At 39.5% G+C, this 12568-nt stretch carries 15 protein-coding genes; 6 read left to right on the forward strand and 9 right to left on the reverse strand.

Annotation, left to right across the window (positions count from 1 at the left end):
- Positions 1-9 precede the first annotated feature (9 nt).
- The gene (gene truA, locus AC2117_RS16620; protein ID WP_133975546.1) at positions 10-807 is read left to right on the forward strand and encodes a tRNA pseudouridine(38-40) synthase TruA; all 798 of its coding nucleotides are present in this window, start codon (positions 10-12) and stop codon (positions 805-807) included.
- Positions 808-833: 26 nt separating this feature from the next.
- On the opposite strand, the gene AC2117_RS16625 is transcribed toward truA, so the two are convergent.
- Complete coding sequence (locus tag AC2117_RS16625) at positions 834-1844, reverse strand: AraC family transcriptional regulator (protein WP_133976418.1); 1011 nt, start codon at positions 1842-1844, stop codon at positions 834-836.
- Positions 1845-2107: 263 nt separating this feature from the next.
- Here AC2117_RS16625 and infA point away from each other — a divergent pair, with 263 nt between their 5' ends.
- Positions 2108-2329 (forward strand): translation initiation factor IF-1, encoded by a 222-nt coding sequence (gene infA / locus AC2117_RS16630; protein ID WP_001284370.1) that lies wholly within the window; start codon positions 2108-2110, stop codon positions 2327-2329.
- Positions 2330-2380: 51 nt separating this feature from the next.
- Here the strand turns inward: infA and AC2117_RS16635 are convergent, their stop codons facing one another.
- Positions 2381-2752 (reverse strand): lysozyme inhibitor LprI family protein, encoded by a 372-nt coding sequence (locus tag AC2117_RS16635; RefSeq protein WP_004640989.1) that lies wholly within the window; start codon positions 2750-2752, stop codon positions 2381-2383.
- A 175-nt stretch (positions 2753-2927) separates the two neighbouring features.
- Between AC2117_RS16635 and AC2117_RS16640 the strand changes: the two genes are divergently transcribed.
- On the forward strand, positions 2928-3335 hold the full coding sequence (locus AC2117_RS16640; RefSeq protein ID WP_133975548.1) for a hypothetical protein: 408 nt from the start codon (positions 2928-2930) through the stop codon (positions 3333-3335).
- A 52-nt stretch (positions 3336-3387) separates the two neighbouring features.
- Here the strand turns inward: AC2117_RS16640 and leuB are convergent, their stop codons facing one another.
- The 4 genes from leuB to leuC all read right to left on the reverse strand — a co-directional run bounded on the left by leuB (position 3388) and on the right by leuC (position 7288).
- The gene (gene leuB, locus AC2117_RS16645; protein WP_004640985.1) at positions 3388-4467 is read right to left on the reverse strand and encodes a 3-isopropylmalate dehydrogenase; all 1080 of its coding nucleotides are present in this window, start codon (positions 4465-4467) and stop codon (positions 3388-3390) included.
- A 39-nt stretch (positions 4468-4506) separates the two neighbouring features.
- Positions 4507-5091, reverse strand: a complete 585-nt coding sequence (locus tag AC2117_RS16650; protein ID WP_133975550.1) for a hypothetical protein — start codon at positions 5089-5091, stop codon at positions 4507-4509.
- 112 nt (positions 5092-5203) lie between these two features.
- Positions 5204-5851 carry a 3-isopropylmalate dehydratase small subunit gene (gene leuD, locus AC2117_RS16655; RefSeq protein WP_133975552.1) on the reverse strand — a complete coding sequence of 216 codons (648 nt, stop codon included), beginning with the start codon at positions 5849-5851 and terminating at the stop codon, positions 5204-5206.
- Positions 5852-5869: 18 nt separating this feature from the next.
- Positions 5870-7288, reverse strand: coding sequence for a 3-isopropylmalate dehydratase large subunit (gene leuC, locus AC2117_RS16660; RefSeq protein WP_227549211.1), 1419 nt, complete (start codon positions 7286-7288; stop codon positions 5870-5872).
- A 237-nt stretch (positions 7289-7525) separates the two neighbouring features.
- On the opposite strand from leuC, the gene AC2117_RS16665 reads away from it, so the two are divergent.
- Complete coding sequence (locus AC2117_RS16665; RefSeq protein ID WP_171459075.1) at positions 7526-7780, forward strand: DUF2061 domain-containing protein; 255 nt, start codon at positions 7526-7528, stop codon at positions 7778-7780.
- Positions 7781-7895: 115 nt separating this feature from the next.
- The gene (locus AC2117_RS16670; protein ID WP_133975557.1) at positions 7896-8759 is read left to right on the forward strand and encodes a LysR family transcriptional regulator; all 864 of its coding nucleotides are present in this window, start codon (positions 7896-7898) and stop codon (positions 8757-8759) included.
- Between the two features lie 30 nt (positions 8760-8789).
- On the opposite strand, the gene AC2117_RS16675 is transcribed toward AC2117_RS16670, so the two are convergent.
- The 3 genes from AC2117_RS16675 to AC2117_RS16685 form a co-directional block, all read right to left on the reverse strand.
- Positions 8790-9536 carry a sporulation protein gene (locus AC2117_RS16675; RefSeq protein WP_133975559.1) on the reverse strand — a complete coding sequence of 249 codons (747 nt, stop codon included), beginning with the start codon at positions 9534-9536 and terminating at the stop codon, positions 8790-8792.
- 54 nt (positions 9537-9590) lie between these two features.
- Positions 9591-11030 (reverse strand): DUF2252 domain-containing protein, encoded by a 1440-nt coding sequence (locus AC2117_RS16680; protein WP_133975561.1) that lies wholly within the window; start codon positions 11028-11030, stop codon positions 9591-9593.
- A gap of 198 nt (positions 11031-11228) precedes the next feature.
- Positions 11229-11879 (reverse strand): HAD family hydrolase, encoded by a 651-nt coding sequence (locus AC2117_RS16685; protein WP_133975563.1) that lies wholly within the window; start codon positions 11877-11879, stop codon positions 11229-11231.
- A gap of 182 nt (positions 11880-12061) precedes the next feature.
- Between AC2117_RS16685 and AC2117_RS16690 the strand changes: the two genes are divergently transcribed.
- Positions 12062-12547: an RNA pyrophosphohydrolase gene (locus AC2117_RS16690; RefSeq protein WP_133975565.1), complete on the forward strand. Its 486-nt coding sequence runs from the start codon at positions 12062-12064 to the stop codon at positions 12545-12547.
- Positions 12548-12568 lie beyond the last annotated feature (21 nt).

The following is a 12568-nucleotide window of genomic DNA, read 5'->3' on the forward strand; positions in this document are numbered from 1 at the left end:
GGTAAAGCTATGCAACGTTATGCAGTCGGTATTGAATTTAGCGGAGTTCAATATCGAGGTTGGCAAACACAACAGCCAGGCGTTGCCAGCGTACAAGAAACTATTGAACGTGTGCTTAGCAAAGTCGCAAATGAACCTATAGCACTTCATGGTGCTGGTCGTACCGATGCAGGAGTACATGCGACAAATATGGTGGCACACTTCGATACGCATGCCATTCGTCCAGAAACGGGATGGTTAAGAGGAGCAAACAGCCAGCTACCTAAAGATATCTCCATTCAGTGGATTAAACTGATGGATGAAAGTTTTCATGCCCGCTTTAAAGCGACTGCTCGACGTTACCGCTATATTATATATAACACGTCTCATCGGCCTGCACTATTACATAAACAGGTTACTCACATTTATCAACAGTTAGATGTGAAAAAGATGATTGAAGCAGCTAGCAAATTTGAAGGGACTCATAACTTTGAAAGCTTCCGCGCAGCAGCCTGCCAGTCAAATCAGCCTGTTCGACATGTAAAACATTGCCGTTTATTTGAACATGGGCGCTATTTGGTTCTAGATATTCAAGCAGATGGCTTTTTACACCATATGGTTCGCAATATTGTTGGATGTTTACTCGAAATTGGTCAAGGCATGTATGAAGTTGACCATATCGATGCAATGTTTGCTGCACAAGATCGTAAGGCGGCAGGAGTCACTGCGCCACCAGATGGTCTTTATTTTATTCAGTGTAACTATCCTGAGCAATTTGATTTGCCACAGCCACCACTTGGCCCACATTGGCTAAACTTACCTGAGTAAGCTTAGCCTGCTCGACTTATACTTATCTAGCGATGCTGTTTACGTTTCCGGTATTCAACTGGTGTCTCATTTGTCCAGCGTTTGAATGCCCGATAGAACGTACTTGGTTCAGAGAAGCCTGTTAAATATACAATACGTTCAACACTCTCACTGGTATTGGCCAAAAGCTTTTTAGCCAAACGGCAACGATAGTCAGAAAGTATTTGCTGAAAACTGGTATTGGCTTCGCTTAGCTGAGTACGTAAGCGGCGCGGTGTAATATTTAACTGAGCTGCAACTGTCTCTAAAGTTGTTTCTCCGCTTTCCAGCGTTGAACCAATTGCTCTACGAACTTCACCCACCAAATCATAACGCGCTAATTCTTGTAGTTTTTCAATCGCAAGCTGCTCATGCAATTGCAATAACTCAGGCTCTGCTTGCCAAAGCTGAAAATCTAGAATAGCTGGATCAAAATATAAACGCGTTTCTTTTTGACCTAAACTGACCGGACAACCATATACGCGGAAATACTCATCCTCGGCTGCGCCTTCGTTGAAGTTAAAATCGATAAAAATCGGGTGAAATTGACCTTCGGTAATAAACTTAAAAAATCTAAGGATGCCCGAAATTGCACATTCAGAGAAATGTCGATTAACAAGATTATCAGCACCGGTCTGTTCGCCATTGGTTAAATAACAGCGCCCTTCTTCAATCACCAGTTTCGCATCGAATGCATCACTAATGAGGCGCTGATAAGCCAAAGCCCGCTTTAGGCCTTCACCAAAGGTATCACTACTAATAAATAGATGTTCAATGACCTGACCACGATACAAAGGCAAATGCTCGCCTAAATGCAGACCGATATCTGGATCTTTACTGACTTCCTGAGCAGCAGTCCAAAAGGCGTACTGTGCACTTAACGGTGTACGTGCATTTGTATCAACCTGATTTAAAGCAACTCCCGCTTTGGTTAATATTTCTTCTGTTGGCAATCCCGCACGACGAATCGCTTGATAGCCAAAGCGTAATACAACTGATGCATCTGTTAGCTGACCCACGCAGTGCCCTTCCATGTAGATACTTCATTGATATTTAGGGCCGTTGACTTTTACGCAATTAACAGTCCCTAATAACTATGATTTTAGATTAGCGTTGATTGACCGAACTGACAACAGAATTACACTTCTTTTGTGAAAAAAATTACATCTTTTTTTATTAGTCATACTTTAACCAGATGCTTGAGTAGAAGTATGTCTATCTTGTTTTTTTTAAATAAATTGACTATAATTTGCGCCTTCCCAATTTGATCATCAGGTAGGCTATGGCCAATAAAGAGGAACTCATTGAGTTCGAAGGCGTTGTCACCGAAACGCTTCCTAATACGATGTTCCGTGTACGTCTTGAAAACGGTCACGAAGTTATTGCACACATTTCTGGTAAAATGCGTAAACACTATATTCGTATTCTTACTGGCGACAGTGTAAAAGTCGAAATGACACCATATGACTTGACTAAAGGTCGTATTACGTACCGTGCTCGCTAATTAGTGAATGCAAAAAAGCCACTTCATAATGTGGCTTTTTTATTGCGTCATTTATTCACTTAAGCGACTGGTTTTACATCCTACCGTTTGGCATTCACGCAACCTTTCTTGCAGCCAATGGTTTCTTTCCTGCGTTGTCTGTAAACGACATTGCACGTCTACGCTATTCCTATTTGAATCTGTACACTCAGCATCACGTTGACGTATCCATGCGAGCTGAGATTTCTTAAGAATATTTTTTTGCGCGGTATTTAACTTTACTCGCAATGCTTGATAATTCTTATTCAGGTCTGCATCTGCACTCGCATAAATTTTATTTGTACAATAAATATCATCATAAGTATTACGGGCACTATCACAGTTATCAGCGTAGACGACAGTCATTCCTAAACTGCATAAAAATGCAAAAGCAATTTTTCTCATACTTTTCTTCCTTAAGTTTTCTATGAAATTATTATTAGAACGGTTTGAATGTAAGGATAAGTCTAAAGATAAGTACACCTTTCATTTATCATAATCTTCCTTTTTTACTTTACAAGCATTCAAATCCAACCTATTGTTCTTTAATAACAAATATAATTTTTTTATTGAGATAAAAATGAATATAGATACCCGATATCAAATTGGCCTACTTTGTTTAATCATGATGAATGTGAACGGTTGCACTAGCCATCCACACCAATCTGTAAATTTACAAGAATATTTAAAAGGGTTTCTCGGCAAACCTGCCGCAACCATTCAACAAGATCTAAATCTAAGAAGTCTTGGTTTTCAGGTATTAAAAACACCGCAAAAAACGCAAGATCAGCTGATTTATACCATTCTACGGCCGATAAATATCCCAATTCCTATGGTGAGTAATGTCGATATGAGAGGTAATTCGGTCGCTATACAGTCAGGTAATCTTGGTGGTAATTCTTACGATGTGAATTTCAACTGCAAAGTTATTTTTCAGCTTAAGAATAATATTGCACAGTCTATTCAATATGAAGGTAAAGCTTGCTAAAACATAGGCATAAAAAACGCAGCGTTGAGCTGCGTTTTTTTATAAGAAACTTTTAAGCAAGAGCAGCGACAACTGCCTCACCCATCTCGGCTGTACCCACTTTTGTCATACCTTCAGACATAATATCTGCTGTACGCAAGCCTTGATCAAGTACTTGACCTACCGCATCTTCAATTGCTTTTGCGGCAGCTTCTTCACGGAATGTATAGCGAAGCATCATTGCAACCGAAAGAATAGTTGCTAATGGATTCGCCACATTTTGACCTGCAATGTCAGGTGCAGAACCATGACAAGGTTCATACATGCCTTTGCCATTTTCATCTAAAGAAGCTGATGGCAACATGCCGATTGAGCCTGTAAGCATTGCCGCTTCATCAGATAAGATATCGCCAAACAAGTTACCTGTTACGATCACGTCAAACTGTTTTGGTGCACGTACAAGCTGCATTGCAGCATTATCCACATACATATGAGAAAGCTGAATGTTTGAATAACTCGCTTGCTGCAAATCAGTAACTGTTTGCTTCCAAAGTTCTGTTACTTCTAAAACGTTCGCTTTATCGACTGAACAGACTTTACCACCACGTAATCCTGCAAGTTCAAAAGCAACTTTTGCAATGCGCTTAATTTCACTTTCAGAATAAACGTCAGTGTTATAGCCTTGTTTTTCACCGTTTTCGAGTTCACGGATACCACGTGGCTGGCCAAAATAGATACCGCCAGTAAGCTCACGAACAATCAGAATATCTAAACCAGCAACAATTTCAGGTTTTAAGCTAGAAGCATCTGCCAATTGCGGATATAAAATCGCTGGGCGTAAGTTAGCAAACAAGTTGAGTTCACTACGAATTTTTAAAAGACCACGTTCAGGACGAATAGAACGCTCAATTGCATCCCATTTTGGTCCGCCTACTGCACCCAGTAAAATTGCATCAGCTTTTTTTGCCTGTTCACTCGTTACAGCGGGATATGGTTCGCCATGTGCATCAATTGCAGCGCCGCCCAATAGGCCATGTTCCCAAGTCAACGATAAATTAAATTTTTCATTTACTGTATTTAATACTTTTTCTGCTGCCCCAACAATTTCAGGACCAATACCATCACCAGCTAAAATTAAAATCTGTTTAGACATGAACTTTTTCCATTTTCCAAAAAACAAGCAGTGTTATGACTACCGCGGTGTTAGTTTTTTCTGTTCAAGGAACTCGCCTAGCCCTGTTGTTACATCAAATGGTCGACAAAAACGGCGAATCACACGCTCATCTTGCTCTAAGTCGACACATAATGGATCTGGCACAGAAACATTCAGCAAACTACCCGAACGGTTAGTTTTGTCTCGGTACATTTTAAATGTATAGCGATGGTTGGCATTAAACTGGTGAATAACATGGATTGTTTCGGCCCGATCTGGAGAAATCGGATAGAAACGGATCACCACTTCATATTGTTTAGCAGGCACAGATAAATATAAACTGTTGGTTTGGCTAAGCACTGAACCGTGCAACCGTACAATTCCTTGATGAATTGCCTGATTACTAATTCGTCGTGTTTGTGCATCCACTACAGTAATATCATTGAGTCGTTCAAATTCACAACTCTTCGCGCCCGAACAATATATTGCTGCATTCTGCCCCAAATTTTCTTGTTCAGCCTGCTTAATACGGACAGTATCCACTACATTGTATGTGCTCTGACAAGCACTGAGTGTTATTGCGCACAGGCTCAACAAAAAGCTATGAGTAACGTTCCTCTTCATTGTTCAAGCCCAATCCTCATCTAGTGCATAATTTTAAGGTGTTTTTATGCTTTAGCATGTTAGCAAGAGTTTGAACGCTACGCCATGGCTATGTTTAAAATGTACCAAAAGGTTAATTTAACTCTTGGAATACCCAAGGACGAACCTGTTTAGTTTTTTCTTCATAAGCGCGAATTGCATCCGCATTTTGAAGCGTTAAACCAATATCATCCAAGCCATTTAACAAGCAATGCTTGCGAAATGGGTCAACTTCGAATTTAAAAGCTTCACCTGTTGGAGTACGTACTTCCTGAGCTGCTAAATCAATTGTTAATTGATAGCCTTCATTGGCAGCACATTCTTTAAATAACTGATCAACAATTTCTTCTGACAAAATGACAGGTAACATGCCATTTTTGAAACAGTTATTAAAGAAAATATCAGCAAAGCTTGGCGCAATAACAGTACGAAATCCGTACTCATTTAATGCCCAAGGCGCATGCTCACGACTTGAACCACAACCGAAGTTAGTACGAGCAATTAAAACATTTGCTCCTTGATAACGTGGCTGGTTCAAAATGAAATCCAGATTTTTTGGACGAACTGAATTATCTTGTCCCGGATAACCTTCATCTAAATAACGAAGCTCATCAAATAAGTTATCGCCAAAACCAGTACGTTTGATTGATTTCAAAAACTGTTTTGGAATGATTAAATCTGTATCAACATTGGCACGATCTAATGGTGCAACGATACCTTGTTCAACTGTATAAGCTTTCATGGTTTGCTCCAGACCGAATTAAAATGAACGAACATCAACAAAGTGACCTGCGATTGCAGCCGCTGCCGCCATTGCTGGGCTCACCAAGTGAGTGCGACCACCATTGCCTTGACGGCCTTCAAAGTTACGGTTAGACGTCGATGCACAGTGTTCACCTGGTTGTAATTTATCTGCATTCATTGCTAAACACATTGAACAACCTGGTTCACGCCATTCAAAACCAGCTTCCAAGAAGATTTTATCTAAGCCTTCTTTCTCTGCCTGTTGTTTAACTAAACCTGACCCTGGAACAATCATAGCTTGCTTAATGCTAGACGCCACTTTACGGCCTTTAACTACCTCGGCCGCAGCACGGATATCTTCAATACGAGAATTAGTGCAAGAACCAATAAAGACACGGTCAAGTTGAATATCAGCTAATGCTTGACCTGCATTTAAGCCCATATATTGATAAGCACGCGTCCAGTCATTGCGTTGAACATCATCTTTTGCTTGTTCTAAGGTTGGTACAGCTTCAGTGACCGGAATAACCATCTCAGGTGAAGTTCCCCAAGACACTTGTGGTTCGATCTCTGCACCATTTAATTCAACGACTACATCAAAAACCGCATCTTCATCTGAATGCAAAGTGTCCCAGTAAGCAACTGCTTGTTCCCATTGCTCGCCTTTTGGTGCATAGCTACGGCCTTTCACGTATTCAACGGTTTTGTCATCAACAGCAACCATGCCTACACGAGCACCCGCTTCAATCGCCATGTTACATACCGTCATACGCCCTTCAATCGACATATCACGGAACACTTGACCACCAAATTCAATCGCGTAACCCGTACCACCTGCGGTACCAATTTTAGCAATAATTGCCAACACCACATCTTTTGGTGTTACGCCTTTGCCTAACACGCCATCTACACGGATTAACATATTTTTAGATTTTTTCTGAATCAAACATTGTGTGGCTAAAACATGTTCAACTTCAGATGTTCCAATACCATGTGCCAAGCAACCAAAAGCCCCATGTGTTGCTGTATGCGAATCCCCACACACCACAGTCATGCCGGGTAAAGTTAAGCCCTGTTCAGGTCCAACGACATGCACAATCCCCTGACGGATATCGTTAATATTAAATTCAACAATATTAAAGGTTTTACAATTATCATCTAAAGTTTGAACCTGAATACGAGACGTCTCATCTTCAATACCCGCGATGCCTTGCTCACGTTCCTTTTTAGATGTTGGAACGTTATGGTCTGGTGTAGCAACGTTTGCACTTAAACGCCATGGTTGACGACCCGCAAGTTGCAAACCTTCAAATGCTTGTGGACTAGTCACTTCATGCAATAAATGACGGTCAATATAAAGTAAACATGAGCCATCATCACGCTGTGAAACAACGTGGTCATCCCACAATTTGTCATATAAAGTTTTGCCTGCCATGTCGTCTTGCTCCATTGGACTGGGTAATTCTAATCTTTCTTCGATTATAGCCAGAGTTTTACATAAATCTAATTTATCATTTTTATAAATTAGAAAACTTTTTAGAATGAATCATAATCCCTTCCATACACATCAAATTTAATAAATCGTTTTTGTTAATGATTATCATTTGCATAATCAATTTTTAATCTTATACTCTAAACTCTATACTAAAAATATCAAAAGTGGCTAAAGAGAATGATCATGGCTAAAATCCAAAAATTTGTTATCAATAATCAACGTACTTTAAAGAAAACATTCAGCTATTACATTATGCATATTAGTGTAGCAATGCTAGTTGCTTATCTAGTCACAGGTAACCTATGGATGGCTTTAACATTAAGTATGCTCGAACCAACCGTACAAGCATTTGCGTTTTTCTTTCATGAAAAAGTATGGGCTGCTAAAGATCGTCGCATTTCAGCTTTAGCAAAGGAAGAAACAACAGCTTAGGCTAAGATTAGTGCGGTAATTCACAACTTTCTAACTCGTTTCGCTGCAAGCATGATACGATTTTGGCTTGGCAACTTTAGCCCCTCGATTTTTCTATTCCAAGTTGAGTTGTATTATGAATCTTGCAGCCTTTGAAGCTTTTGTAAAAGTTATGGAAACAGGGTCTATCTCTGTGGCAGCAGATCAACTATTCATTACTCAACCGGCTGTAACCAAACGGATTCACAGTTTAGAAGAATATTTTGGTGTAAAACTATTTGAGTCGGCAGGCCGTGGGGTTCAAGCAACTCATGCTGCTCATTCACTATTACCCAAAGTTAAAAACTGGCTAAATGAGCTTGGCGATATCCATCACACTCTCAGCCATGAACAAACTCAGATACAAGGTCGTTTAAAAATTGGAACGAGTCATCACATTGGCTTGCATCATTTACCCGCGCCCCTTAAACACTTTGTTCAACAATTTCCGCAAGTGACTTTAGATGTGCATTTTGTTGACTCAGAGCAAGCGCACGAAAAAGTACTCGCTGGTGATTTAGAATTAGCATTTTTAACACTTCCCCCTTCAGGTGATGATCGCCTTAACTACATTACCATCTGGAATGACCCTTTAGTTTTTGTTGCTGCCCCTTTTCATCCACTGGCACAAAAAACGAATCTGACCTTACAAGACCTCATTGAATACCCAAGCTTGTTACCCGCCGCACAAACTTACACTGCTCAAATCACTTTAGCCGAGTTTGAAAAACAAGGGCTTAAACCTAAAATCACCATGAGCAATAACCCGCTTGAGTCTATTCGTATGCTGGTGTCTATTGGTTTAGGTTGGTCAGTTTTGCCAAAAACTTTACTGAATCAAGATATGCAGCAGCTTGATTTAGATGTAGAAATGAATCGTCAGTTAGGCATGGTATGGCATCCTGCACGTACTCAATCTAGAGCTATGCAAGAACTGATTAAAATGATGCAGGATGCATAAAAAACTCTCATTTGATGCACCTAATTTATTTTATCCAAGCTGCAATAGGCTTCGAATTTGTTGCACCATTTGGTTTTCATCAAGCATATGATGTGAAATGGTCATCGTTAATAGTTGATCTGATCGAAAATGGCGGTCAACTTCAAGCATAACGTGAGTTTGATTAGGTTCAGCAACGAAAGAGACCTCAACCTCATTAAACCCACTAAACATATGTGAAGAGACAAATTCAAGCTCTTGGTAGCAACCAATTGTTGACCTGAAATTTCGCGCAGTAAGTTGACCTTTTTCTACATCAACTGTTGATAAAATAAAGCCACATCGCTGCATAGCCTGTAAAAACATTTGCATAGCGGGGGTTGGCAGCACTTTTAGATAATCACGATCAGTTGCATCTAATCCCCAATCAACATCCATATGGGTTTGAATCCAAACACGTGTACCATTTCGTCGACAGGCAACTTCTGTAATAGGTGTCTCAAATGGTAATTGAATACTGAAAGGAAAAGAATGTGCCTGATGGGCCGGCAATAAAAATCGAGAATTCACTAACCACTCTTGTAAGACCAAAGGTTGATTAAACTCATGGTCATCAGATTCAACTTCTGCCATCGTCATCAACTTCAAATAAAGACCATTAATCTCTTTATCAGTTGATCCTCCTTTGAAGCTAATTTCCCCATGCAGTATCTCGCCTGCTTGCAAGTTTGGATTCTCTAAAACAGTTTCTACCGTTACACCTTGAAGACCCAAACCAGACATAATTTTATTAAACATTTTTTCTCTAACCTTTCGAATTATTTGATGTCATCTGTAGCAGCATACTTATTCTTAAAGCGCATCATCTCCAGCGAGCGGAATCTTACCATCTGTAACTTCATTCATAAATTGCTGATAATCGTTTAAATTGCGCTCTGCATACTCCTCTGCATACGTTTGTAATACTTCTACAATTGTACTGCCCTCTCCTAGATATCCCATAAGTACATCAGCATTTCCAGACTTAGCATGGGCATGAGCTAAAGCCAAACCACAACTTTCGGCATACTCATAGAAATACTCATCATCCATATCACTAAGATCAACCGAGATTTTCATATCACGTAACTGACGTACATGAAAATGTTGATTCGATGTTGAAGAAAATCCAAGAAAGATGTCACTAGCAGCTTGCATGAGTTGCTGACCATGTACCACGCGCTCACCTTCATGTTTTACTTTTTCTACAAATAATGGACTTAAAATCGATGGATTCGCTTCTTTCATTTGTAAAATTAACGGTTCCCGATCTGCGTCTTGAAACAATGCAATCGCGGATCTTGTACCAACACTACCGACACCAACCACTTTCAAAGCCACATCTGTCCGTTGATAACGATCAAAAAGTACTTGGCGATCATATTTCAAAGAATCACGATATTGCTGAAAGAATGCATCAACATCTTTACTGAAAGGTTCATCTGTATTTGGATGCCATAATAACGGCACATCATCCACAAAATAGCGAAATCCTGTATCTTGATCTTGCTGAGTGAGCTTCGGTAAAACAGAATATGCATTTCTCTTCTGCGCTGAATCAAGATGCTTCTCGCGTTTCTTTCTCAGTTTTCGGCATTCAGTATTTTCTAATAAGGTACTGGCATCAACTTTTTCATACCAAACTTGTAGAGGCGAAAGTTCCGTATTTTCTAATAAGTGCTGACGATAACTATTTAACATCGTTTTAATTGCTTTTAAACCAACCTTATCTGCAAGATCAATATCATGAGCCGCAATCACAAAACTGGTAGCTAAACGCTTTAAATCCCATTCAAATGGGGCCACCAACGTCTCATCAAAATCATTGATTCCAAACAACAGATTACGCTCTGGGCTAGCAAACCCACCAAAATTACTTAAATGGCAATCTCCACAAATCTGTTGAAATAAGCCTGAGCTCACCTGTTCCCAAGCCTGATCAAAAAGCATTAAAGAAGGCATACCACGATAAAATGTAAAGGGTGAAATACTCATTCGTTTTGCACGAATTGGTTTGAGCTGCTCTAAACGTCGTTGGTTACTCCAATCATAGATTGTTAAAGCAGTTATACCTTTTGGTCGCTCAGAAAGCTCTGACAGTTGTTCTCGCGGAACTTTTTTACGTTGAGCCTTACCTAATTTGAAGCCTTCACTTTTATTAAGTAATTTCCCTTGATAGCTATGACGTGTTAAATCAATACTTTCATCATTCCAAAGTTGTTTTGGTAATTTAATTTGTGCTTTTTTTGGCATTATTCCCTCATATTTAAATTAAAAATTTTTATATTATTAAACCTTTGCCAAGGCAAAATTTATTTTTTATTAGACATACTTATATCTACTTTTGGAACAAGATTTATAAAAAAATATTCAAAAAATGATTTTAAATATAATTAATTAAGAGTTGGAAGATCTCAAAGCTTTGCAAGCTACTCTTCCAACTCCACAATCTTAAATCGACCAGTCCTGAATTTCCCAATTATTTTCTTGAGCCAGCTTTTCAAGGCGATCATCAGGATTCACTGCAATCGCGTGAGTTGCATATTCAAGTAAAAAACGATCATTAATTGAATCTGAATAAGCCCAAGACTCAGACACGCTACGACCTTCCAACCACCCATCTAGACGTGCAAGCTTGCCCTTTTGATAACACGCTAAACCAGCAACTTTACCTGTATATTTCCCCTCAGCAACTTCAGCATTGGTTGCCAAAATTTCTGTAATACCAAATTCGCGAAAAATCGGCGCAGTAATAAAATCACTTGTTGCAGTAATTCCAACAATCGTATGTCCTAAGTCCTGATGTTTTTTGATGGCATCAAAACCTTTTGGACGCATTTGTGGGCGAATCACTTTTTGCATGAACAACTGGTGAAGTTCAATTAAGTAATTATTGTCGTGCTTTGTTAAAAATCCAAAGACAAATTCATTATAAGCATAGGGGTCAAGTTGCCCTGCTTTGTAATCTTCATAAAATTTATCATTCATCTGACGATGATGAACCGGATCAACCAAACCTTCATTGACTAAAAATTCACCCCAAGAATGGTCTGAATCGGTATTTAACAAGGTGTGGTCTAAATCAAACAACGCCAGTTTCATGAAAATTCTCGTTTAAACTGAAATTTAAGAAAAAAAATGTAAATCTATCTCCGCTAGTCGATAGAAATTCGTTAAGATCGTAGCAATTTAAACATTTTACTTTGATCTTTTCGAGCTGGACATAAAAAAGTGTTTGTCCCCGCGATTAAAGTCAACGATATAGACAATATTTAGGTAGCCAAATGATCGATTCAGAAGGTTTCCGACCGAACGTCGGGATCATTTTGGCAAACGATGATGGACAGGTTTTATGGGCAAAGCGCATTGGTCACAATGCTTGGCAATTTCCACAAGGAGGCATTCAGTTTGGAGAAACCCCTGAACAGGCACTTTTTCGAGAACTGAGAGAAGAAATCGGCTTATTGCCCGAACATGTCCAGATTATTGCGCAAACCAAAGGTTGGTTGCGTTATCGTTTGCCACATCGTTACATTCGGTCAGACTCTGACCCCGTATGTATCGGACAGAAACAAAAATGGTTTTTACTGAAATTAAATGCGTCTGCAAAAAATATTCAGTTAAACCTCTCCGACCCGCCCGAATTCGATGAATGGCAGTGGGTCAGCTATTGGTATCCTCTTGGACAAGTGGTGAACTTCAAGCGTGACGTTTATCGTAAAGCCATGGTGGAGTTGTGTACACAGTTGCCGGTGCAACAATTACCCTAAAAATCATTTATCTAGCAAATG

The organism is Acinetobacter calcoaceticus (assembly GCF_900520355.1).
GTDB lineage: Bacteria > Pseudomonadota > Gammaproteobacteria > Pseudomonadales > Moraxellaceae > Acinetobacter > Acinetobacter calcoaceticus_C.

Excerpts from the sequence above, each read along its gene's own strand:
- truA (WP_133975546.1), top strand. The coding sequence starts at position 10 with ATGCAACGTTATGCAGTCGGTATTGAATTTAGCGGAGTTCAATATCGA.
- infA (WP_001284370.1), top strand. The coding sequence starts at position 2,108 with ATGGCCAATAAAGAGGAACTCATTGAGTTCGAAGGCGTTGTCACCGAA.
- AC2117_RS16635 (WP_004640989.1), bottom strand. The coding sequence starts at position 2,752 with ATGAGAAAAATTGCTTTTGCATTTTTATGCAGTTTAGGAATGACTGTC.
- AC2117_RS16640 (WP_133975548.1), top strand. The coding sequence starts at position 2,928 with ATGAATATAGATACCCGATATCAAATTGGCCTACTTTGTTTAATCATG.
- leuB (WP_004640985.1), bottom strand. The coding sequence starts at position 4,467 with ATGTCTAAACAGATTTTAATTTTAGCTGGTGATGGTATTGGTCCTGAA.
- AC2117_RS16650 (WP_133975550.1), bottom strand. The coding sequence starts at position 5,091 with ATGAAGAGGAACGTTACTCATAGCTTTTTGTTGAGCCTGTGCGCAATA.
- leuD (WP_133975552.1), bottom strand. The coding sequence starts at position 5,851 with ATGAAAGCTTATACAGTTGAACAAGGTATCGTTGCACCATTAGATCGT.
- leuC (WP_227549211.1), bottom strand. The coding sequence starts at position 7,288 with ATGGCAGGCAAAACTTTATATGACAAATTGTGGGATGACCACGTTGTT.
- AC2117_RS16665 (WP_171459075.1), top strand. The coding sequence starts at position 7,526 with ATGATCATGGCTAAAATCCAAAAATTTGTTATCAATAATCAACGTACT.
- AC2117_RS16670 (WP_133975557.1), top strand. The coding sequence starts at position 7,896 with ATGAATCTTGCAGCCTTTGAAGCTTTTGTAAAAGTTATGGAAACAGGG.
- AC2117_RS16675 (WP_133975559.1), bottom strand. The coding sequence starts at position 9,536 with ATGTTTAATAAAATTATGTCTGGTTTGGGTCTTCAAGGTGTAACGGTA.
- AC2117_RS16680 (WP_133975561.1), bottom strand. The coding sequence starts at position 11,030 with ATGCCAAAAAAAGCACAAATTAAATTACCAAAACAACTTTGGAATGAT.
- AC2117_RS16685 (WP_133975563.1), bottom strand. The coding sequence starts at position 11,879 with ATGAAACTGGCGTTGTTTGATTTAGACCACACCTTGTTAAATACCGAT.
- AC2117_RS16690 (WP_133975565.1), top strand. The coding sequence starts at position 12,062 with ATGATCGATTCAGAAGGTTTCCGACCGAACGTCGGGATCATTTTGGCA.